The sequence below is a fragment of the Streptomyces sp. NPDC046876 genome (assembly GCF_040645035.1).
Taxonomy (GTDB): Bacteria; Actinomycetota; Actinomycetes; order Streptomycetales; family Streptomycetaceae; genus Streptomyces.
In genome coordinates, this window is record NZ_JBEYXK010000051.1 from 26,540 (window position 1) to 48,687 (window position 22,148).

Sequence of the window (22,148 nt, forward strand, 5' to 3'; positions counted from 1 at the left end):
CGTACTCTCCCCCCCCCCCCTCCTCGGCCTCCCCGCCCCGCCGGCCCGGCGCCCGCAGGGCCGCGGCCACCCGGGCCGGGGTCGGCTCCGCCCCGCTCTCGGCGAGCCGGCGGCGCACCGCATCCAGGAGCACCGCGCTCATGCCGTCACCCCCCGGGCGGCGGCCGGGCCGAGCACCCGGCGCCAGAAGCCGTCGCAGAACCGGGCCAGCGCGCCCCGGCCGTGCGCCCCCGGCGGCTCCCCGTCGGCGACGCGCCCCGGGAGCCCCACCTCGAGCGGCACCTCGCCGGCCAGCGGGACGCCCAGCAGCCCCGCCACCGCTTCGGCATCGAGTCCACCGGGCGCGGGGCCCCGTACGACGGCCCGCACGTCCCGGGCGGCGATCCGCACCCCGGCCGCGACCCGGCCCGCGGCGGCCACCGCCCGCAGCTCGGCCGGAACCACCAGCAGCACCAGGTCGAGCTGGGCCAGGGCCTCGGCGACGGCTTCGTCGACCCGGCGGGGCAGGTCGACCACGACGACCCCGCCCCGGCGGCGTGCGGCGGCCACCACGGAGCGCACCGCGTCGGGCGGCACCGCCACCCGGTCGCCGCGGTCCCAGCTCAGCACCCGCAGGGCGTGCAGCTCGGGCAGGGACTCCTCCAGGGCGCCGGCGGCGACCCGGCCGCGGGATCCGGCGAGGTCGGGCCAGCGCAGGCCGTCGGCGCTCTCGCCGCCGAGCAGGACGTCCATGCCGCCGCCGAGGGGGTCCCCGTCGATGAGGATGGTGCGCTCCCCGGCTCGGGCGGCCCGCAGGGCGAGGGCGCAGGCGAGGGTGGAGGCGCCGGCGCCTCCGCTGCCGCCGATCACCCCGACGGCCAGAGCGCTCCGTCCGGCGCCTTCCACCACGTCGGCGATGCGGTCGACCAGCAGTGCCTCGGCGTCGGGGAGCCGCAGCACGTCCTCGGCGCCGATCTCCACCGCCAGCTGCCACACGAGGGGGTCGTCCGGATCCCTCCCGACGAGCAGCACCCCCGGCCGGCGCGGGGCCCCGCGGACGCGCCGGGCGGCGTCGTCCCCGACGAGCACAAGCGGCGCGGAGTCCCAACCGACTGCGCCTCCCCCACTGCCGCCGCCCCCGGCACCACCGGCACCACTGCCGCCTCCGCCTCCGCCGTCACCGCTCCCGCCGGCCTCGCTCCCGCCTCCGCTTTGCCCGGGCACCGCATGGAGCACATGCGGCTCGGCCCCGGCGGCGGCGCACAGCCGCAGCAGATCGTCCAGCAGCAACGGGTCCTCGGTGAGGATCAGCGGCCGCCCGCCGCCGGCGCCCGGCGCGCCCCCGCGGCCCGCCGACCTGATTCCGCCTGTCCCGATCCGTTCCGCCAGTTCGCACGACTTCGATCCAGCCACGATCTCCGCCCCCTTCTCACCGCAAATGCCAGCCACCGCGGACTTCGCGGCTGGAATCACCGTGCGGCGATCCGGAAAAAGAAGTGGATCTTGCTCGAAAACTGTGGACAACGGGAGCCTTGTGAATAACTCCGTCACCCCCACAGGTGAGTTCCCCAGTGCGGCGGAACGACTACGCACCGTGACGACCGGGGGAGGGGTGAGGGCCTTCGCCGCGCGGGCCCGCCAAGGCAGGAGGACCGCAGGAGCGGGCACTTGGCACCGGAGGGAAGGACGCAAACCGCGTCCGGACATGCGACGACCCCCGCCGGGGGGGAGAGCGGGGGTCGTCCCCACGGTCCGACTCGGGGGGGGAGGAGCCAGACCGGGTTAGCACGGTCGCGAACGATCCGTGACTTCCATGGTGTACCCGAGAGGCCTCTCAGGCAAACCCACGCGCCACACCTTACGCCGAATGGTGGGCGCATATGCTCGGGGCGTGGAAATCCAGCCCTTGCCGCACTCGTCGCCCCGCACCGCAGCGTTCTTCGACCTGGACAAGACGGTCATTGCGAAGTCGAGCACTCTGACGTTCAGCAAGTCCTTCTACCACGGCGGCCTGATCAACCGCCGGGCCGTGCTGCGTACCGCGTACACCCAGTTCATCTACCTGGTCGGCGGCGCCGACCACGATCAGATGGAGCGGATGCGGGAGTACCTGTCCGCCCTGTGCAAGGGCTGGAACGTCCAGCAGGTGCGCGAGATCGTCGCCGAGACCCTGCACGACCTCATCGACCCGCTGATCTACGACGAGGCCGCGTCGCTCATCGAGGCCCACCACACCGCCGGCCGCGACGTGGTGATCGTGTCGACGTCCGGCGCGGAAGTGGTCGAGCCGATCGGCGAGATGCTGGGCGCGGACCGGGTGGTCGCCACCCGCATGGTCATCGGCGAGGACGGCTGCTTCACCGGCGAGATCGAGTACTACGCCTACGGGCCCACCAAGGCCGAGGCGGTCCGGGAGCTGGCCGAATCCGAGGGCTACGACCTCTCGCGCTGCTACGCCTACAGCGACTCGGTGACCGACATCCCGATGCTGGAGGCGGTCGGCCACCCGCACGCGGTCAACCCCGACCGCGCGCTGCGGCGCGAGGCGGTGGCCCGCGAGTGGCCGGTGCTGGTCTTCAACCGGCCGGTCCGCCTGAAGCAGCGGCTGCCCGGGCTGTCCATGCCGGCGCGGCCGGCCCTGGTCGCCGCCGCGGCCGTGGGCGCGGCCGCGGCGACGGCGGGCCTCGTCTGGTACGCGAGCCGCCGCCGTGCGGGCGCCCTGTCCGCCGCCGCTGCCGCCACCGCGGCCGCAGCCACCGCGGCCGCCTCCGCCTGACACGCTCGACCGCCGCCTCGGCGGCGGCCGGCAAGCCCTCGCCCGTGCGCCCCTGCGGCCCGCCGACCTGCACGAACGAACCTGCCCGGTTCGCCCCACTGCGTGCCGGAAAGTAAAAAAAGTGGCCAGGGGTTCCGCTTCACACCCAAGCGGAGTACAAAGGAGTCACGGCCCGCGAGACCAAAGAACATCCGAGAGGATCATCTTTAAAACGCAGTAAGGCCCACGGACCGAATCGCATGAACGCCGAGCACCCACGCGACGTCGACCCGTCGATTACGGGCCAGCCGCACCAGGTAACCGGGCAAAGTTCCCGACCTGATGGGCACTATCGAGGACGCTTGGTAACTGGGCGTAAATGCCAGCGGCGACACCAGAGCTTGACGGTGTCGCCGCAACCCTGTTCCGGGCCCGAGACCCGGAACCTCGTGCCCGACCCGCACCCCGCCCCTCAGGCCGCGCCGCGCTGCAGGGCTTCGCAGACCGCCGTCGACTCGCGGACGCCGAGCTCCACGGCCCGCCCGCAGTGGGCGATCCACTCGGCCATCCCCTCCGCGGTCCCGGAGACGTAGCCGGCGAAGGCGGCCAGGTACGCCTCGCGCCCCTGCTCCGCGTGGCCGACCTCGGCCGGGCAGATGGCCTTGGGGTCAAGACCGCTGTTGACCAGCACGATCCGCTCCGCCGCCCGCGCGACCAGCCCGTTGTACGAGGCGAACGGGCGCAGCGCCAGCAGCTCGCCGTGCACCACGGCCGCGACCACCAGCGCCGGGGCCGAGCTGCCCGCGATGACCAGCCGGGACAGCCCGTCCAGCCGGCCCGCGACCTCGTCGGCCGAGGGCAGCGGCACGTCGGCCAGCAGCGGTTCGTCCACCGGCTCGCCGGCCAGGCGCGGCCGGCCCACCACATCGCCGTCGGCGGCGGTCCCCGTCGCCACCAGGTGCAGGCGCGCCAGCACCCGCAGCGGCGACTGGCGCCAGATGCTCAGCAGCTGCCCGGCCTCCGCCGTCAGCCGCAGCGCGGCGCCGACCGTGCGCGCCTCCGCGTCCGCGCCGAAGTCGGTGCGGCGGCGCACCTCTTCCAGCGCCCAGTCCGCTCCGGACAGGGCCGCGCTGCCGCGGGCCGCCCGCAGCGCGGCCTCCGAGGTGATCTCCCCGCTGCGGCGGCGCATCACCCGGTGTCCGTAGACCCGGTCCACGGCCTTGCGTACGGAGTCCACGCTCTCGGAGACGCCCGGGAGCGCGCCCAGGGCGGCCAGCGGGTCAGCAGCACTACTCATAAGTAGGGAGCCTACGCACTCCACGCCCATAGCACCGACCCCTCCTTGGAGTGGTCTTCTTCACTCACTCTCGCCACAGAAAGCAACCGAGCGGCTACCCTTGGTGAACATGAAGATCGCTTTCGTGGGAAAGGGCGGCAGCGGCAAGACCACGCTGTCCTCCCTCTTCATCCGCCACCTCGCCGCCCATGAGGCCCCGGTCGTCGCGGTGGACGCCGACATCAACCAGCACCTGGGCGCCGCGCTCGGGCTCGACGAGGAGCAGGCAGCGGCGCTGCCCGCGCTCGGCGCGCACCTGCCGCTGATCAAGGAGTACCTGCGCGGATCCAACCCGCGCATCGCGTCCGCCGATTCAATGATCAAGACGACGCCGCCCGGCACCGGCTCGCGGCTGCTGCGGGTCACCGAGGACAACCCGGTGTACGACGCCTGCGCGCGCCGCATCGCGCTCGACGGGCGGGCCGTGAGGCTGATGGCCACCGGCCCGTTCACCGAGTCCGACCTCGGGGTGGCCTGCTACCACTCCAAGGTCGGAGCGGTGGAGTTGTGCCTGAACCACCTGGTCGACGGCCCGGGCGAGTACGTCGTCGTCGACATGACCGCCGGCTCGGACTCCTTCGCCTCGGGCATGTTCACCCGCTTCGACGTGACGTTCCTGGTCGCCGAGCCGACCCGCAAGGGCGTCTCCGTCTACCGCCAGTACAAGGAGTACGCGCGGGACTTCGGGGTCGCGCTGAAGGTGGTCGGCAACAAGGTGCAGGGGGCGGACGACCTCGCGTTCCTGCGCGACGAGGTCGGCGAGGACCTGCTGGTCACGGTCGGGCACTCCGACTGGGTCCGGGCGATGGAGAAGGGCCGGCCGCCCGCCTTCGAGCTGCTGGAGGCGGACAACCGGGCCGCGCTCGAGACCCTGCGCGTGGCGGCCGACGGCTCGTACGCCCTGCGCGACTGGGAGCGGTACACCGCGCAGATGGTGCACTTCCACCTGCGGAACGCGGAGAGCTGGGGCAACTCCAGGACCGGGGTCGACCTGGCGGCCCAGGTCGACCCCGGCTTCGTCCTGCGGGAGGACACCGGAACGGGCGCGGACACGAGTGCGCATGCGGAGGGGGGCGCCGCCGGCGGTGCTACTCCCCGCTCTGGCCCCCTTCGGCCTGCTCCGCAGCCGGCTTGACCCCGGCGGGGGCGGCCGGCTTGGCCGGCGGCCCCGCCGTCAGGAACTTCGTCCAGCCCTCCTTGGGTGCCTCGCCGACGTCGAGGGTGCGCAGCCGCTCCAGGGTCCCGGCGTCCTGGGCGTCCAGCCAGTCGACCAACTCGCGGAAGGGCACGCAGCGCACCTCCGGCCGGGTGCAGACGTTCTTGATGACGTCTTCGACGGCGCGCATGTAGGTGCCGCCGTTCCAGGACTCGAAGTGGTTGCCGATGATCAGCGGCGCGCGGTTGCCCCCGTAGGTCCGCGCGAACGCCTGGAGCAGGCCGTCGCGCATCTGGGCGCCCCAGTACGCGTGCTGCGAGGCGTCGCCCTGGGTGGTCGTTCCGGACTGGTTGACCATGTAGTTGTAGTCCATGCTCAGCGTGTCGAAGGCACGCCCGGGCATGGGCACCAGCTGGAGCGGGATGTCCCACAGGCCGTCGGTCTTCTTCGGCCAGATCTGCTTGCCGATGCCGCTCGAGTCGTATCGGAAGCCCATGTTCCGGGCGGCGAGCATGAAGTTCTTCTGGCCTTCGAGGCAGGGGGTGCGGGCGCCGATCAGCTCCTTGTCGTAGTCGAAGGGGAGCGCCTCCACGTCCTTCAGGCCCGCATTGGTCTTCCAGTTCTTGACGAAGGACTTGGCCTGCTCGATCTCGCTCTTCCACTCCTCGACGGACCAGGTGCCGACGCCGCCGTCCGGGCCGCAGAAGTGACCGTTGAAGTGGGTGCCGATCTCGTTGCCCTCCAGCCAGGCCGCACGCAGCTGGGTGACGGTGTCCTTGATGCCCTGGAGGTCTCCGAAGCCGATGTCGGAGCGGCCGGACCCGTGCTGCGGGGCGGTATAGAGGGAACGTTTCTCCTCAGGAAGCACGTACAGGCCGCTGAGGAAGAACGTCATGCGGGCGTCGTATTTCCGGCCCACCTCGCGGAAGTGGGAGAAGAGCCTCTGGCCGTCCTCGCCGGCCCCGTCCCACGAGAACACCACGAACTGCGGCGGCTTCTCGCCGGCCCCCAGCTTCTGCGGCTTGCGCACGTTCGGCTGCGGGCCCGTGTACGAGGTCGAGCCGTCCCCGATGAGCCGCTTCACGCTGCTGGGGGCCTCGGGAGCGGCGGCGCCCTTGCGGCCGCCCGGGCCCCGGGCCGCCCCCGGGGAGTCGGAGGCGCTGCACCCGGCGGCGCCCAGCACCAGCGCCATGGCGACCAGGCCGCCGGCGGTCTTCTTCGTGGCGGCGATCATCCGTCCACCTCTTCTCGCAGTTGCCCGCGGTTCCCCGTGGGAGTTCGCTTCCGCGCCGCAACGTCCCACGCCGGACACCCCGGTGAGGATGTGACTTGCCGGACAAAATGCTTAATCACCCACCGGTGGGAATCCGTGAGCCATTTGCTCGTATTACCTATCGCCGCCCTTTACTCTCCATTACCTTTCATTTACTGAGTGTTGAGACTCCGCCGCTTCATCCCGCCGCTTCATCCCTCCCAGAGGAGACGGGACCCGTGACAGCCACCTCTCCCCAGCGCCCCGCCGAAGAGCCCGCCGCCGCCCGGTCCCGCCCCGACCTCGCGGCGGACCTCTCGGCCTCCCTGACCGTGTTTCTGATCGCCCTGCCGCTCTCCCTCGGCATCGCCCTGGCCACCGGCGCCCCGCTCCAGGCCGGGCTGGTCGCCGCGGCCGCCGGCGGGCTCGTGGCAGGGCGCCTGGGCGGTGCGCCCCTCCAGGTCAGCGGACCGGCCGCAGGACTCACCGTCGTCACCGCCGAGTTGATCCAGCGCTACGGCTGGCGCACCACCTGCGCCATCACCGTGCTGGCCGGCGTCTGCCAGCTCGGGCTGGCCGCGCTGCGCACCGCCCGGTCGGCGCTGATGGTGAGCCCCGCGATCGTGCACGGCATGCTCGCGGGCATCGGCGTGACCATCGCCCTGGCCCAGCTGCACATCGTCCTCGGCGGCACGCCGCAGAGCTCGGCCGTCGCCAACGTCCGCGGTCTGCCCGCGCAGTTGGCAGACATCCATCCGGCCGCCCTCGGCGTCAGCGCCCTGACCCTCGCCGTCCTGCTCGGCTGGCCGCGGCTGCCCGGGCGGGTGGGCCGCGCCCTGCGTACGGTGCCGGCCGCGCTGGCCGCCGTCGCGACCGCCACCGCCTTCGCCTCGCTGGCCGGGCTGACCCTGCCCCGGGTGGACCTGCCGTCCTGGCGCAGCCACGCCCTGCCCCAGCTGCCCGAGGGCCCGGTGCTCGGCCTCCTCGCCGCAGTACTGACCATCACCCTGGTCGGCAGCGTGGAATCCCTGCTGTCCGCGGTGGCCACCGACAAGCTGATCGCCTCCGAGCGGCGTACGGGCAACCGGCCGCGGCGGGCCGACCTCGACCGGGAGCTGCGCGGCCAAGGGGCCGCCAACATCGTCTCCGGGGCCCTCGGCGGGCTGCCGATCACCGGTGTGGCCGTACGGAGCGTGGCGAACGTGAAGTCCGGTGCGACCAGTCGCAATTCGGCCATGTTGCACGGGCTGTGGATCGTGCTCGCGGCCGGGCTCCTGGTCCCGGTCCTCGACCTGATCCCGCTCGCCGCCCTGGCCGCGCTCGTGACGGCGGTCGGCGTACAGATGGTGAGCATCACGCACCTGCGCAGCGTCACCCGGCACCGCGAGGCCGTGGTGTACGCGACCACCATCGCGGCGGTGGTGCTCGGCGGGGTCCTGGAAGGGGTCGCGGTCGGCATCGCGGTCGCCGTGGTGCTGGCCTTGCACCGGCTGGCCCGCACCCGCATCACGGTGGAGGCGCGGGAAGGAACCCACCACGTGTGGGTGCGCGGGCAGTTGACCTTCCTCGCGGTACCGCGGTTGAGCCGGACGCTGAACCAGATCCCCCACACGGGCCATGTGGTGCTCGAGCTGGACGGCTCGTTCATGGACCACGCGGCGTACGAGACGCTCCAGGACTGGCAGGACTCCCATCTGGCGCACGGCGGTTCGCTGGAGGTGACCGGCCGCTCGGCGGAACGGGACCACAGCGCGGACACCGGAGGGTCCGACGGCGGCGGCGGGCACGGGCGGCAACAGGGCGGCCACCACGCACACGGCGGACACAACGCACACCCCGGGCACAGCAGCTACAGCGGGCAGAGTGGCCACGGCGGACACAGCGGCCACGGCGGGCACAGCGCGCGCGTCCGCGCCGCCCAGCGCGACGGGCACCACTGCTGCCGCCCCTGGACCCCGTGGAAGAACCACTGCGACCACCAGGCCGAGAGCGGCCGTACGCTGCCGGCCCCGGCCACCGCCGAGCCCGCCGGCGACAGCGCCGCACCCGCCACGCCCCTCCCCCCCACCACGCCCGCCGCGCCCACCGCGCCCACCGCGCCGGTCCCGCACGCGACGCCCGCCCCGCGCAGCCGCGGGGCCCGCCGCCTGGCCAGCGGGATCACCGCCTTCCAGCGGGACACCGCCCCGCACGTCCGCGACGAGCTGGCCCGCCTCGCCCGCGAGGGGCAGCGGCCCTCGCAGCTCTTCCTGACCTGCGCGGACTCCCGCCTGGTGACCAGCATGATCACGGCCAGCGGCCCGGGTGACCTGTTCACCGTCCGCAACGTCGGCAACCTGGTCCCCTTGCCGGGCGCGGAGAGCGCGGACGACTCCGTCGCGGCAGCCATCGAGTACGCGGTGGACGTCCTCAGGGTGGACAGCATCACGGTGTGCGGACACTCCGGATGCGGCGCCATGCAGGCCCTGCTCAACGCCGCGCCCGGCGACCCGGCCACGCCGCTGACCCGGTGGCTGCGGCACGGCGTGCCGAGCCTGCAGCGGATGGCCAGCCGCCACCACGCCTGGGCCCGGATCGCGGGCCGGCTCCCCGCGGACGCCGTGGAGCAGCTGTGCCTGACCAACGTGGTGCAGCAGCTGGAGCACCTCAGGGCCCACGAGTCGGTGACCCGGCGGCTCGCCGACGGCACGCTGGAGCTCCACGGGATGTACTTCCACGTGGGCGAGGCGCAGGCCTACCTGCTGTCCGAGGGCGAGGATTTCTTCGACTGTCGGGTTTTTGACAGTGTCGGCCAACACGCCTGAGTCCGGCGCGCCCTGAACCGATACCCTCCGGTATCCGTGCCATCGTTTGGCCCCTTCCCGCACCCTGCAGCGGGGAGGGGCCACTCGTGCGCACGGGGCCCCTGTGGAAATAGGTCTACACCAATTTCGGGCTACCCCTTGTCACCTGGGGCGTCCGACTGATGAGCTATGCCCGGGGACACAACGGACACCCTGGGAAAGGGAGATGTCGTGAGCAACGAGAGCCTGGCCAATCTGCTCAAGGAGGAGCGGCGGTTCGCACCGCCTGCCGATCTGGCCGCCGCCGCCAACGTGACGTCGGCTGCGTACGCACAGGCCGAGGCGGACCGGCTGGGCTTCTGGGCCGACCAGGCCCGCCGCCTGACCTGGGAGGTCGAGCCGACCGAGACGCTCGACTGGACCAACCCGCCCTTCGCCAAGTGGTTCGCCGACGGCAGGCTGAACGTCGCCTACAACTGCGTGGACCGGCACGTCGAGGCCGGCAACGGCGACCGGGTCGCGATCCACTTCGAAGGCGAGCCCGGCGACAGCCGCGCGATCACGTACGCCGAGCTCAAGGACGAGGTCTCCCGCGCCGCGAACGCCCTGACCGAGCTGGGTGTCGAGGCCGGCGACCGGGTCGCCGTCTACCTGCCGATGATCCCCGAGGCCGTCGTCGCGATGCTCGCGTGCGCCCGGATCGGCGCCGCGCACTCGGTGGTCTTCGGCGGCTTCTCTGCGGAAGCCGTGGCCTCCCGCATCCAGGACGCCGACGCCAAGCTGGTCATCACCGCCGACGGCGGCTACCGCCGCGGCAAGCCCTCCGCCCTCAAGCCCGCCATCGACGAGGCCGTCGCCAAGTGCCCGCAGGTCGAGCACGTGCTCGTCGTACGCCGCACCGGCCAGGACACCGCCTTCACCGAGGGCCGCGACCTGTGGTGGCACGACGTGGTCGGCCGCCAGTCCGCCGAGCACGCCCCGCAGGCCTTCGACGCCGAGCAGCCGCTGTTCATCCTCTACACCTCGGGGACCACGGGGAAGCCCAAGGGCATCCTGCACACCTCCGGCGGCTACCTCACGCAGGCCGCGTACACCCACCACGCCGTCTTCGACCTCAAGCCGGAGACGGACGTCTACTGGTGCACCGCCGACATCGGCTGGGTGACCGGGCACTCCTACATCGTCTACGGGCCCCTCGCGAACGGCGCCACGCAGGTGATGTACGAGGGCACGCCGGACACCCCCCACCAGGGCCGGTTCTGGGAGGTCGTGCAGAAGTACGGGGTCACCATCCTGTACACCGCGCCGACCGCGATCCGCACCTTCATGAAGTGGGGTGACGACATCCCGGCGAAGTTCGACCTGTCGAGCCTGCGCGTGCTCGGCTCGGTCGGTGAGCCGATCAACCCCGAGGCGTGGATCTGGTACCGCAAGCACATCGGCGGTGACCGCTGCCCGATCGTGGACACCTGGTGGCAGACCGAGACCGGCGCGATGATGATCTCCCCGCTGCCCGGCGTCACCGAGACCAAGCCCGGCTCGGCGCAGCGCGCGCTGCCGGGCATCGGCGCCACGGTCGTGGACGACGAGGGCAACGAGGTCCCCAACGGCGGTGGCGGCTACCTGGTCCTCACCCAGCCGTGGCCGTCGATGCTGCGCACGATCTGGGGCGACGACCAGCGCTTCGTCGACACGTACTGGTCGCGCTTCGAGGGGCGGTACTTCGCGGGCGACGGCGCCAAGAAGGACGAGGACGGCGACATCTGGCTGCTGGGCCGGGTGGACGACGTGATGCTCGTGTCCGGCCACAACATCTCCACCACCGAGGTCGAGTCGGCGCTCGTCTCCCACCCCTCCGTCGCCGAGGCGGCGGTCGTGGGCGCGGCCGACGAGACCACCGGCCAGGCCATCGTGGCCTTCGTGATCCTGCGCGGCAGCGCCGCCGAGACGGCCGGCCTGGTCGGCGAGCTGCGCGACCACGTGGGCGCCACGCTCGGCCCGATCGCCAAGCCGAAGCGGATCCTTCCGGTCCAGGAGCTGCCCAAGACCCGCTCGGGCAAGATCATGCGCCGTCTGCTGCGCGACGTCGCGGAGAACCGCGCGGTCGGCGACGTCACCACGCTCGCGGACTCCTCCGTCATGGAGCTGATCCAGAGCAAGCTGCCGACGGCGTCCAGCGAGGACTGACCCCGAGGCGGTCAGCGGACCCGCGGCCGCTGACGGACGGCATGCCCGCCGACCAGGGGCATCCGGCGCACATCGCGCCGGATGCCCCTTTCGCACATAAGGTGAAGATCACCGGATAAGCCCCTTGCGTCCGCCCTGTAAAATCTTGGAACCGCAAAGAAAGTCCACAGGGTGCGCCGGGAAGTCTGGTCGGCACGAGCTTCGCCATGCCGTCGACCAACCGGAGGTTCCCCCGTGGCCGCGCCCAGCTCCAGCCGCAAGCTCCTCGGCAGGCTTTCCCTGCCCGAGCGGCGCTTCGTCGCCGACGCCCTGCGCGCCGAGACGGTCGGCGGGGTCCTGCTCCTCGCGGCCGCTGTCGCCGCCCTGATCTGGGCGAACACCCCCGGGCTGGCGGACAGCTACAAGGCCGTCGGCGACATCCACCTCGGCCCGGAGGCCCTCGGCCTGGACCTGTCGCTCCAGCACTGGGCCGCCGACGGCCTCCTCGCGGTCTTCTTCTTCGTCGCCGGCATCGAGCTCAAGCGCGAGCTGGTGGCGGGCGACCTGCGCGACCCCAGGGCCGCCGCCCTCCCCGTCATCGCCGCCGTCTGCGGCATGGCCGTCCCGGCCGGCGTCTACGCCCTCGTCAACACCGCCGGGAACGGCTCGATGGCCGGCTGGGCCGTCCCGACCGCCACGGACATCGCCTTCGCCCTCGCCGTCCTCGCCGTGATCGGCACCTGGCTGCCGTCCGCCCTGCGCGCCTTCCTGCTGACCCTCGCGGTCGTCGACGACCTCTTCGCCATCCTGATCATCGCAGTGTTCTTCACCCGCTCGATCGACTTCCTCGCCCTCGGCGGCGCCGTGGCCGGCCTGGTCCTCTTCTGGTTCCTGCTCCGCAGGGGCGTCCGCGGCTGGTACGTGTACGTCCCGCTCGCCCTGGTCATCTGGGGCCTCATGTACAACAGCGGCGTCCACGCCACCATCGCCGGCGTCGCCATGGGCCTGATGCTCCGCTGCACCCGTACCGGCGACGAGCAGCAATCCCCCGGCGAGCACATCGAACACCTGGTCCGGCCGCTGTCGGCCGGGCTCGCCGTGCCGCTGTTCGCCCTGTTCTCCGCAGGGGTCTCGCTGTCCGACGAGGCCATCGCCCAGGTCTTCACCCGGCCCGAGACCCTCGGCGTGGTCCTCGGCCTGGTCGTCGGCAAGGCGGTGGGCATCTTCGGGGGCACCTGGCTGGCCGCCCGCTTCACGAGGGCATCGCTCAGCGAGGACCTCGCCTGGCCGGACGTCTTCGCCGTCGCCTCGCTCGCCGGGATCGGCTTCACCGTCTCGCTGCTGATCGGCGAACTGGCCTTCGCCGGCGACGAGACCCTCACCGACGAGGTCAAGGCCGCCGTCCTGATCGGCTCCCTGATCGCGGCCGTCCTCGCCTGCGTCCTGCTCAAACTCCGCGACCGCAGGTACCGCGCCCTCACCGAGGCCGAGGAGCGCGACGAGGACCACGACGGCATCCCGGACATCTACGAGGAGCAGAACCCCGCGTACCACCTGCGGATGGCCAGGATCCACGAGGAGAAGGCCGCCGAGCACCGCCGCAAGGCCCGCGCGGCGGCCGCCGCCACGGCCGAAGGGGCGGCCGGGTCCAGCACGGGCGGCGACCGTCCGGCATGATCTGAACTGACGCAGTGACCGACGGAGGACAGCCGGCGGCCGCAGCGCCCGACAGCAGCAGCCGGCAGACGACAGAGGGAGCAAGCGATGAGCGCAGTGGACCAAGGGGCGCAGGGAGCCGAGCGCACACTGGGCCAGCTGGTCGCCTCGGCCACCGCCGAGATGTCCGCCCTGGTGCACGACGAGATCGCCCTCGCCAAGGCGGAGATCCGCCAGGACGTCAAGCGCGCCGGCGTCGGCGGCATCACCCTGTCCATCGGAGGGGTGTTCGCGCTCTTCTCCCTGCCGGTGCTGAGCTTCGCCGCCGCGTACGGGATCCACAACCTCGGGCTCGGCCTGGCCTGGTCCTTCCTGATCGTGGGCGTGGCGTTCCTGCTGCTCGCGGGCATCCTCTCGCTCTTCGCCGTGTCCAAGTTCAAGAAGGTCACCCCGCCGGAGAGGACCATCGCCTCGGTCAAGCAGACCGCGGCGGTCATCGGAACCGTCAAGCCGCATCCGCGGCCGGTGAGTGACCAGGCCGTGGGTGTGGCACGCTCGTCCTCATGACAGCGACCGCACCGGACTCCAGCCCCCCGCCCACCGCCGCGACGGCGGTGCGCCTCGACGGACCCTGGACGCACCGGGACGTCGCCGCCAACGGGGCGCGGTTCCACGTCGCCGAGCTCGGCGACGGCCCTCTGGTGCTGCTGCTGCACGGCTTCCCGCAGTTCTGGTGGACCTGGCGGCACCAGCTGACCGCGCTCGCCGACGCCGGGTACCGCGCGGTCGCCATGGACCTGCGCGGGGTGGGCGGCAGCGACCGCACCCCGCGCGGCTACGACCCCGCCAACCTGGCGCTCGACATCACCGGGGTCATCCGCTCCCTCGGCGAGCCGGACGCCGCCCTCGTGGGGCACGACCTGGGCGGGTACCTCGCCTGGACGGCGGCCGTGATGCGGCCCAAGCTGGTGCGCCGGCTCGTCGTGTCGTCGATGCCGCACCCGCGGCGCTGGCGCTCGGCCATGCTGTCGGACTTCGGCCAGACCCGGGCCAGTTCGCACATCTGGGGCTTCCAGCGGCCGTTCATCCCCGAGCGCCGGCTCGTCGCCGACGGCGGGGCGCTCGTCGGGGAGCTGATCCGGGAGTGGTCCGGGCCGCGGCTCGAGGAGGACGGGGCCGAGGAGGACCTCGCCGTGTACCGGCGGGCGATGTGCATCCCGTCCACCGCGCACTGCTCGATCGAGCCGTACCGCTGGATGATGCGGTCCATGGCCCGGCCCGACGGGCTGCAGTTCAACCGCCGGATGAAGATGCCGGTCCGGGTGCCGACCCTGCACCTGCACGGCTCGCTCGACCCCGTGATGCGTACGCGCAGTGCCGCCGGATCCGGCGAGTACGTCGAAGCCCCGTACCGCTGGCGGCTGTTCGACGGGCTCGGGCACTTCCCGCACGAGGAGGACCCGGTGGCCTTCTCCACCGAGCTCGTGAACTGGCTCAAGGACCCGGAACCGGACCGCTGACGGTCCGGTCGGCGACCTGACGGACCGTCCGTACGACGGTCCTACGAACGTTCAATTGCCCGGCGCATAGGCCAATTGGCCGCGCCGGACGGGGTTACCGACCTTGGGGCCCGGGCACAGCTCGTTGTATGGGCTGGACGCACGACCACGGTGACACCGCACGCGACCGCCGCCCGGCAGCGACGCCGGGCGCACACGGGAGTACGGGCCGCGAGGGCCACGACCCCAGGCTCGGGATTCCGCGCATCCTGCGCCGCCGGGCCCGCTGGGTGTCGGCGCGACTGCGCCATCCCCGGACCTAGCGGCTGCCGCGCGGCCGTGCGCCGTACGGGCTGAAGGGCGGCCGGGGGACGTACGGGCCGACGGGCCGCCCGGGTCGGCTCAGAGGGCGCAGCCCTGGCTGTCGACCCGGCGGTCGCTGACCTTCCCGATCCGGATGTCGTCGCGGACCTCGTCCGCCGTCAGCGCGTAGCCGGTGTTCGGGTCGTCGAGGGACTTCGCGAAGACGACCCCGTACACCCGGCCGTCGGGCGTCAGCAGCGGGCCGCCGGAGTTGCCCTGGCGGACGGTCGCGTACAGCGAGTAGACGTCGCGGCGGACGGTGCCGCGGTGGTAGATGTCCGGGCCGTTGGCGTTGATCCGGCCGCGGACGCGGGCCGAGCGGACGTCGTACGCGCCGTTCTCCGGGAACCCGGCGACGATCGCGTCGCTGCTGCTCGCGGCGTCCTTGTCGGTGAACTCCAGGGCCGGCGCCTTCAGCTTGGGCACGTCCAGGACGGCGATGTCGCGCTCCCAGTCGTAGAGCACGACCTTGCCGTCGTACAGCTTGCCCTCGCCGCCGATCTGCACGGTCGGCTCGGAGACGCCTCCGACGACATGGGCGTTGGTCATGACCTTGCCGGGCGCGAAGACGAAGCCGGTGCCCTCCAGCACCTTGCTGCAGCTGGGCGCGGTGCCGACGACCTTCACGATCGAGCGCTTGGAGGCCTCGGCGACGGGGCTCTTGGCCAGGGCCGGATCGGGCGCCTTCACCTCGGTGATGGGCTCGTTGGAGAACGGGCTGAACACCTGCGGGAAACCGCTGCGCGCAAGGGTGGAGGTGAAGTCCGAGAACCAGGTGTTGGCCTGGGCGGGCAGGACCCGCGACACCCCGAGCAGCACCTTGGAGTTGCGGACCTCCTTGCCCAGGGTGGGCAGCGAGGTCCCGGCGAGCGCCGAGCCGATCAGCCAGGCCACCAGCAGCATCGCGGTCACGTTGACGAGGGCGCCGCCGGTGGCGTCGAGGGCGCGCGCGGGCGACCACGTGATGTGGCGGCGGACCCGGTTGCCGAGATGGGTGGTGAGGGCCTGTCCGATCGAGGCGCACACGATGATCACGACGACGGCGAACACCACGACCGTGGTGGACACCTGGGTTCCCTCGGAGGTCACCCGGTCCCAGATCAGCGGGAGCAGGGACACGGCAATGAGGCCACCGCCGAGGAAGCCGATCACCGACAGGATGCCGACGACGAACCCCTGGCGGTAGCCGACGATCGCGAACCACACGGCAGCGACCAGCAGCAGGATGTCCAGCACGTTCACGTGGGTCACCGTCTCATGCGCGCCAGTCGAGCGGGACCTGCCTCGATCGGTCCCAGGGGCGCTCCCACCCCGCGAAGTGCAGCAGGCGGTCGATCACTCCGGCGGTAAAACCCCAGACCAGAGCGTTGTTGACGGTGAAGGAGGGGCCGAGGTGGCCGCTCGGGTGGACGGCCATGGCACGGTGGGCGGGGTCCGTGAGATCCGCCACGGGGACCGTGAAGACACGGGCGGTTTCGGCCGGGTCCACGGCGCCGACCGGGCTGGGATCGCGCCACCAGCCCAGCACCGGGGTGACGACGAACTCGCTGACCGGGATGTACAGGCGGGGCAGCACGCCGAAGAGCTGGACGCCGGCCGGGTCGAGCCCGGTCTCCTCCTCGGCCTCGCGCAGTGCGGCGTGCAGCGGACCGGTGGTGTGGGGGTCGCCGTCCTCGGGGTCGAGGGCGCCGCCGGGGAACGAGGGCTGGCCGGGGTGCGAGCGCAGGCTGCCGGCGCGCTCCATGAGCAGCAGTTCGGGGCCCTTGGGGCCCTCGCCGAAGAGGATCAGGACGGCGGACTGGCGGCCGCGGCCGTCCTCGGGCGGCAGGAACCGGCTGAGCTGGGTCGGCCGGACCGTCCGCACCGCCTCGACGACCGGGTCGAGCCACTCGGGCAGGTCCCGGGTGTTCAGCCGGAGGTCGTACCCGTCGCGGCCGCCGTGGCTGCCGTGGCCGCCGTGGCCGCTCGCGTCGGCGGCGTCCCGCCCGCTCCCGACCGGTGGCGCCGCCGCCTCGGCCACGCTGCTGTCGTCCCGCGCTCCGCGCGTCATAGGCACCCCTGCTCCCTGCCGTTTCCGGCCCAGTCCGTCCCGACACCGGGACAACGCCGCCCCGGGCCGGATTCGTTCCTGCGCGGGCCGCCGTCGCAGGCGGCGCCGGCCCGCGCCCTGCTCAGGACGCCGCCGGGTCGCCGCCCAGCGGCGGGGCCGGCAGGCCCGGGTAGTCCGGCGGCGGGCTCAGCCGCTGGCCGGGCTTGCCGCCCTTCTCGTACTTCAGGAGCTTCTTCGCCTTCTCCGGATCCGTCTCGCCCTCCCCGTAGGCCGGGCACAGCGGGGCGATCGGGCAGGCGCCGCAGGCGGGCTTGAGGGCGTGGCAGATCCGGCGGCCGTGGAAGACGACGCGGTGCGAGAGCATCGTCCACTCGCTCTTGGGGAAGATCGCGCAGATCTCCGCCTCGACCTTCTCCGGATCCTGCTGCTCGGTCCACTTCCAGCGGCGCACCAGCCGGCCGAAGTGGGTGTCGACGGTGATGCCGGGGACGCCGAACGCGTTGCCGAGGACCACGTTGGCCGTCTTGCGGCCAACACCCGGCAGCTTCACCAGGTCCTCCAGCCGCCCGGGGACCTCCCCGCCGAAGTCGTCCCGCAGGGCCTGCGAGAGGCCGAGGAGGGACTTGGCCTTCGCCCGGAAGAACCCGGTCGGCCGGATGAGCTCCTCCAGTTCCTCCGGCACCGCCGCCGCCATGTCCTCGGGCGTGGGGTACGCGGCGAACAGCGCGGGAGTCGTCTGGTTGACGCGCAGGTCGGTCGTCTGGGCCGACAGGACGGTCGCGACCAGCAGCTCGAAGGGGTTCCGGAAGTCCAGTTCCGGATGGGCGTAGGGGTAGACCTCGGCCAGCTCCCGGTTGATCCGGCGGGCCCTGCGCACCATGGCGAGGCGGGATTCCGGTTTCTTGGCCGAAGCTTTGCCCGGCTGCTTCGGGGCGGCCTTCTCGGGCGACTCGGGCGCCTTCTTCCGGGGCCCGGGCGCCCTCTTGGGGGCTTGTTCGCCCACAGCTGAATCGGCCGCGGCCGTCACTCCCGCGGACCCCATGGCCTGTGCTCTCACCGGCTTATTGGACACCCGGCCAGCCTAAGGCCGGGCGCCGACACCCGCCCGGACCTCAGGTAACACCACCCCGATTGGCCTCTCGCCGCACAGCATGCCCGTCCGTCCGGCATCCTTGTGATTGATCGCACTGTTTGAGCCGTCCGGCAAAATGGGGAACACGGTCCCCTGAGCCGGTCGACATAGGAGAGAGACTCGTGGACGACGTTCTGCGGCGCGCCCCGCTCTTCGCGGCGCTCGATGACGAGCAGGCCGCGGAGCTCCGCGCCTCCATGAGCGAGGTGACTCTCGCACGCGGTGACGCCCTGTTCCACGAGGGCGACCCCGGTGACCGGCTGTACGTCGTGACCGAGGGCAAGGTCAAGCTCCACCGGACCTCCCCCGACGGCCGCGAGAACATGCTGGCCGTCCTCGGTCCCGGCGAGCTGATCGGCGAGCTCTCGCTGTTCGACCCGGGCCCGCGCACCGCCACCGCCACCGCCCTGACCGAGGTCAAGCTCCTGGGCCTGGGCCACGGCGACCTCCAGCCCTGGCTGAACGCCCGGCCCGAGGTCGCGACCGCGCTGCTGCGCGCGGTGGCCCGCCGCCTGCGCAAGACCAACGACCAGATGTCCGACCTGGTCTTCTCCGACGTCCCGGGCCGCGTGGCCCGCGCGCTCCTGGACCTGTCGCGCCGCTTCGGCGTGCAGTCCGAGGAGGGCATCCACGTCGTGCACGACCTGACGCAGGAGGAGCTGGCCCAGCTCGTCGGCGCCTCGCGCGAGACCGTGAACAAGGCCCTGGCCGACTTCGCGGGCCGCGGCTGGCTCCGCCTGGAGGCCCGCGCCGTGATCCTGCTGGACGTGGAGCGGCTGGCCAAGCGCTCGCGCTGACCCGGCTGTCCGCCGTAGGGCCGCGCAGCAGGCGCCCGCACGAGCCCGCGTACGCACCTGTACGACAGGGGCCCCGCCCGTAAGCCCGGGCGGGGCCCCTTCGTGCTGCTACGACCCCCGTAGGCCGCCCCACGGGCCTCGCAGGGCACAGTAGGCCCATGGGGCAGCTGAGAGCGGGACTTGACGCAGACGGGTACTTCGAGCGGGAGGGCTCCCTCGGCCGGGTACAGGAGCCGTTCGCCCCGGTGGTCGCCGCCGCGCGCACCCGGATCGCCGAGGCGTACGGGGCCCGGCTCCACAGCGCCTACCTGTACGGGTCCGTACCGCGCGGCACGGCCCGCCCGGGGCGCTCCGACCTCGACCTGCTGCTTGCGCTGCACCACGAGCCGGACGGGGAGGACCGGGACACCGCCGAGGTGCTGGGGCGCACGCTGGACGAGGAGTTCGCGCAGATCGACGGCGTCGGGGTGCTGCTGTACGGCAAGGACCGGCTGCTGAGCGAGCAGGAACGTTACGACCTGGGCTGGTTCCTGGCCTGCCTGTGCACCCCGCTGCTCGGCGACGACCTGGCCGAGCACCTGCCGCGCTACCGTCCGGACGCGCAGCTGGCCCGCGAGGCGAACGGCGACCTCGCCGCCCTGCTGCCCCGGTTCCGCCGGCGCCTGGCCGACGCCGCGACCCCCGAGGAGCTGCTCCGGCTGAGCCGCGGCGTCTCCCGCCACCTGGTGCGCACCGGCCTCACGCTGGTCATGCCGCGGTGGGGCGGCTGGACCAGCGACCTCGCCGAGTCCGCGGAGATCTTCGGTCGGTACTACCCGGAGCGGGCCGCGCAGATGCGGGCCGCGGCCGCGGTGGCGCTGGAGCCCACCGCCGATCCGGCCGTGCTGCAGGACTTCCTCGAGGACCTCGGACCGTGGCTCGCGCAGGAGTACACCGCCCGCCTCGGCACGAAGTCGCCCCGAGACGGCGCGGCGGCCGCGTCCTAGGGCCGGGCGTGCTCGCGCTGCGCCAGGGCGTCGACCGCCTGCTTGGCCTCGGCCAGGCCGGCGCCCGTGAGGCCCCGGTAGGCCTTGATCGCCTCGATCGTGCGGCCGGCGCGCAGCAGGGCCCGTACCTCGTCCAGACCCGCCGGCTCCGGCTCCTCGACGCCCAGGTGGTCCAGGAGCAGGCCGAGGCGGCGCTCCGCCCGCTCCGCGCGGCGCTCCAGGGCCCGCGTCCGCAGGGACGTGGACGCGGCGAGCCCGCCGGCGACCGCGAGCAGCGCGAACAGCAGCACGTTGGTCATTCAGGTCCCCCCGGGATCAGTCCGTGATCTTGAAGGTACTCCAGCTGCGCCCGCACGGACCATTCCGCCGCGGGCCACAGGGACCGGTCCACGTCGGCGTAGACCTGGGCGACGACCGCCTCGGGCGTGGTGAATCCGTTCTCCACCGCGGTCTCGACCTGGGCGAGCCGGTGGGCGCGGTGGGCGAGGTAGAACTCCACCGCGCCCTGGGCGTCGTCCAGGACGGGACCGTGGCCGGGCAGCACCGTGTGCACGCCGTCGTCGACCGTCAGGGAGCGCAGCCGGCGCAGGGAGTCCAGGTAGTCGCCGAGGCGCCCGTCGGGGTGGGCGACGACCGTGGTGCCGCGGCCGAGGATCGTGTCACCGGTGAGCACGGCGCGGTCGGCGGGCAGGTGGAAGCTGAGCGAATCGGCGGTGTGCCCGGGGGTGGGCACCACGTGCAGCTCCAGGCCGCCGGTGCGGATGACGTTCCCCGCGGCCAGGCCCTCGTCGCCGAGGCGCAGGGCCGGGTCCAGGGCCCGGACCTTGGTTCCGGTGAGCTCGGCGAAGCGGCCGGCGCCCGCGGCGTGGTCGGGGTGGCCGTGCGTGAGGAGGGTCAGCGCGATGCGCTTGCCCGCCCGTTCGGCGGTGTCGACGACCGCGCGCAGATGTGCCTCGTCCAGCGGGCCGGGGTCGATGACGACGGCGAGGTCGGAGTCGGGCTCCGAGAGGAGCCAGGTGTTGGTGCCGTCGAGGGTCATGGCCGAGGGGTTCGGGGCCAGGATGTTGACGGCCCGGGCCGTCGCCGGACCGGAGGCGACCACCCCGCGGGGCTGGCCGGGCAGGGCTGCGGCGTCGGTCATGCCGTACCTCCGAAGCTGACGCGCTTGGTGAACTCGTCATGGCCGGGCCAGCTGAGCACCACCTCGCCGTTCTCCAGCGCGGCCTGCGCGAGGACGGGGGCGAGGTCCTGGCCGGAGGCGGCGGCGAGGGCCGCGGCGGCGGTCGCGTACGGCTCCAGCGAGCGCAGGGTGGAGATGGTGGGCGGCATCATCAGCAGCTCGCCCTTGTCGTAGCCGTCCGCGGCGTCGGCCGGGCGGATCCAGACGGTCCGGTCGGCCTCGGTGGAGGCGTTGCGGGTGCGCTGGCCCTCCGGGAGGGCGGCGACGAAGAACCAGGTGTCGTAGCGGCGCGGCTCGAACTCCGGGGTGATCCAGCGGGCCCACGCGCCGAGCAGGTCCGAGCGCAGGCGCAGGCCGCGGCGGTCGAGGAACGCGGCGAACGACAGCTCGCGGGCGACGAGGGCCTGGCGGTCGGCCTCCCAGTCGTCGCCGGTGGTGTCGCCGACGACGGTGTCGGGGGTCTCGCCGGCGAGGAGGACGCCGGCCTCCTCGAAGGTCTCGCGGACGGCTCCGCAGACGATGGCCTGGGCGGTACGGGGGTCCGTGCCGAGGCGGGCCGCCCACTCCGCCCGGCCGGGGCCGGCCCAGCCGACGAGGTGGTCCTCGTCGCGGGGGTCGACGGCGCCGCCGGGGTAGGCGTACGCGCCGCCCGCGAAGGCCATGGAGGCGCGGCGGCGCAGCATGTGCACGGCCGGGCCTGCGGGGGTGTCGCGGAGCAGCATCACGGTTGCGGCCCGTCTGGGCTCCACGGGCACGAGGGTGCCGTCCGCGAGGGCGCGGATCCGGTCGGGCCACTCCGGCGGATACCACTGCCCTCCGGCGGGGGTGGGTCCGTCTGTCTGCTGCTGTCCCTGCTCACCGTTGGGCATGCGGGGATGCTACGACCATCCGCCCCGATGTTCGAGGCCCCGCCCGGCGGCCCGGCGGCTCGGCCGGCCCGTCCCGGCCGCCCCGCCGGCGTTCGAAGCCGGGGGCCGGCATTCCCAGCCTCGCCGGCGATTGAAGCCGGGGGCCGGCATTCCCAGCCTCGCCGGCGATTGAGGCGCGGGGTCTGGGGC

The 22,148-nt window shown here is 73.0% G+C and carries 18 protein-coding genes; 9 read left to right on the forward strand and 9 right to left on the reverse strand.

Annotated features, from left to right (window positions below; translation table 11 throughout):
- Nucleotides 1–138: 138 nt before the first annotated feature.
- Entirely contained in the window at nt 139–1,341 is a 1,203-nt protein-coding gene (ssd, locus tag ABZ924_RS24185) for a septum site-determining protein Ssd (RefSeq protein WP_361913475.1), read from the reverse strand.
- A 544-nt stretch (nt 1,342–1,885) separates the two neighbouring features.
- On the opposite strand from ssd, the gene ABZ924_RS24190 reads away from it, so the two are divergent.
- The gene (locus tag ABZ924_RS24190) at nt 1,886–2,755 is read left to right on the forward strand and encodes an HAD-IB family hydrolase (RefSeq protein WP_361913478.1); all 870 of its coding nucleotides are present in this window, start codon (nt 1,886–1,888) and stop codon (nt 2,753–2,755) included.
- Nucleotides 2,756–3,206: 451 nt separating this feature from the next.
- Here ABZ924_RS24190 and ABZ924_RS24195 read toward each other — a convergent pair whose 3' ends face one another.
- Entirely contained in the window at nt 3,207–4,031 is an 825-nt protein-coding gene (locus ABZ924_RS24195; protein ID WP_361913423.1) for an oxidoreductase, read from the reverse strand.
- A gap of 109 nt (nt 4,032–4,140) precedes the next feature.
- Between ABZ924_RS24195 and ABZ924_RS24200 the strand changes: the two genes are divergently transcribed.
- The gene (locus ABZ924_RS24200) at nt 4,141–5,205 is read left to right on the forward strand and encodes an ATP-binding protein (protein ID WP_361913426.1); all 1,065 of its coding nucleotides are present in this window, start codon (nt 4,141–4,143) and stop codon (nt 5,203–5,205) included.
- Here the strand turns inward: ABZ924_RS24200 and ABZ924_RS24205 are convergent.
- On the reverse strand, nt 5,159–6,460 hold the full coding sequence (locus ABZ924_RS24205) for a hypothetical protein (protein WP_361913429.1): 1,302 nt from the start codon (nt 6,458–6,460) through the stop codon (nt 5,159–5,161). The two genes, ABZ924_RS24200 and ABZ924_RS24205, sit on opposite strands and share 47 nt — an antisense overlap.
- 257 nt (nt 6,461–6,717) lie before the next feature.
- Between ABZ924_RS24205 and ABZ924_RS24210 the strand changes: the two genes are divergently transcribed.
- The 5 genes from ABZ924_RS24210 (at nt 6,718) to ABZ924_RS24230 (ending at nt 14,603) form a co-directional block, all read left to right on the forward strand.
- Entirely contained in the window at nt 6,718–9,282 is a 2,565-nt protein-coding gene (locus ABZ924_RS24210; RefSeq protein ID WP_361913432.1) for a SulP family inorganic anion transporter, read from the forward strand.
- Nucleotides 9,283–9,450: 168 nt separating this feature from the next.
- The gene (gene acs / locus ABZ924_RS24215; protein WP_361913435.1) at nt 9,451–11,448 is read left to right on the forward strand and encodes an acetate--CoA ligase; all 1,998 of its coding nucleotides are present in this window, start codon (nt 9,451–9,453) and stop codon (nt 11,446–11,448) included.
- Between the two features lie 234 nt (nt 11,449–11,682).
- Nucleotides 11,683–13,104, forward strand: coding sequence for a Na+/H+ antiporter NhaA (gene nhaA, locus ABZ924_RS24220; protein WP_361913438.1), 1,422 nt, complete (start codon nt 11,683–11,685; stop codon nt 13,102–13,104).
- An 87-nt stretch (nt 13,105–13,191) separates the two neighbouring features.
- Complete coding sequence (locus tag ABZ924_RS24225) at nt 13,192–13,650, forward strand: phage holin family protein (protein ID WP_361913441.1); 459 nt, start codon at nt 13,192–13,194, stop codon at nt 13,648–13,650.
- Entirely contained in the window at nt 13,647–14,603 is a 957-nt protein-coding gene (locus ABZ924_RS24230; protein WP_361913444.1) for an alpha/beta hydrolase, read from the forward strand. Before ABZ924_RS24225 ends, ABZ924_RS24230 begins: the two co-directional genes overlap by 4 nt.
- A 381-nt stretch (nt 14,604–14,984) precedes the next feature.
- Here the strand turns inward: ABZ924_RS24230 and ABZ924_RS24235 are convergent, their stop codons facing one another.
- From ABZ924_RS24235 to nth, 3 genes are all read right to left on the reverse strand, one after another.
- Nucleotides 14,985–16,187, reverse strand: a complete 1,203-nt coding sequence (locus ABZ924_RS24235) for a MarP family serine protease (RefSeq protein WP_361913447.1) — start codon at nt 16,185–16,187, stop codon at nt 14,985–14,987.
- 13 nt (nt 16,188–16,200) lie between these two features.
- Nucleotides 16,201–16,995, reverse strand: coding sequence for a CoA pyrophosphatase (locus ABZ924_RS24240; RefSeq protein WP_361913449.1), 795 nt, complete (start codon nt 16,993–16,995; stop codon nt 16,201–16,203).
- A gap of 121 nt (nt 16,996–17,116) precedes the next feature.
- On the reverse strand, nt 17,117–18,067 hold the full coding sequence (gene nth / locus ABZ924_RS24245; RefSeq protein ID WP_361913452.1) for an endonuclease III: 951 nt from the start codon (nt 18,065–18,067) through the stop codon (nt 17,117–17,119).
- 182 nt (nt 18,068–18,249) lie between these two features.
- Between nth and ABZ924_RS24250 the strand changes: the two genes are divergently transcribed.
- Entirely contained in the window at nt 18,250–18,924 is a 675-nt protein-coding gene (locus ABZ924_RS24250) for a Crp/Fnr family transcriptional regulator (RefSeq protein WP_014046869.1), read from the forward strand.
- Between the two features lie 158 nt (nt 18,925–19,082).
- On the forward strand, nt 19,083–19,910 hold the full coding sequence (locus tag ABZ924_RS24255) for a nucleotidyltransferase domain-containing protein (RefSeq protein WP_361913455.1): 828 nt from the start codon (nt 19,083–19,085) through the stop codon (nt 19,908–19,910).
- Here ABZ924_RS24255 and ABZ924_RS24260 read toward each other — a convergent pair.
- Genes ABZ924_RS24260 through ABZ924_RS24270 form a run of 3 tightly spaced genes read right to left on the reverse strand, consistent with a single transcriptional unit; the run spans nt 19,907 to nt 21,959 of the window.
- Entirely contained in the window at nt 19,907–20,209 is a 303-nt protein-coding gene (locus ABZ924_RS24260; protein ID WP_361913458.1) for a hypothetical protein, read from the reverse strand. The genes ABZ924_RS24255 and ABZ924_RS24260 overlap by 4 nt on opposite strands.
- Nucleotides 20,206–21,051 carry an MBL fold metallo-hydrolase gene (locus ABZ924_RS24265; RefSeq protein WP_361913460.1) on the reverse strand — a complete coding sequence of 282 codons (846 nt, stop codon included), beginning with the start codon at nt 21,049–21,051 and terminating at the stop codon, nt 20,206–20,208. Before ABZ924_RS24265 ends, ABZ924_RS24260 begins: the two co-directional genes overlap by 4 nt.
- Entirely contained in the window at nt 21,048–21,959 is a 912-nt protein-coding gene (locus tag ABZ924_RS24270) for an NUDIX hydrolase (protein WP_361913463.1), read from the reverse strand. Before ABZ924_RS24270 ends, ABZ924_RS24265 begins: the two co-directional genes overlap by 4 nt.
- Between the last annotated feature and the right edge of the window lie 189 nt (nt 21,960–22,148).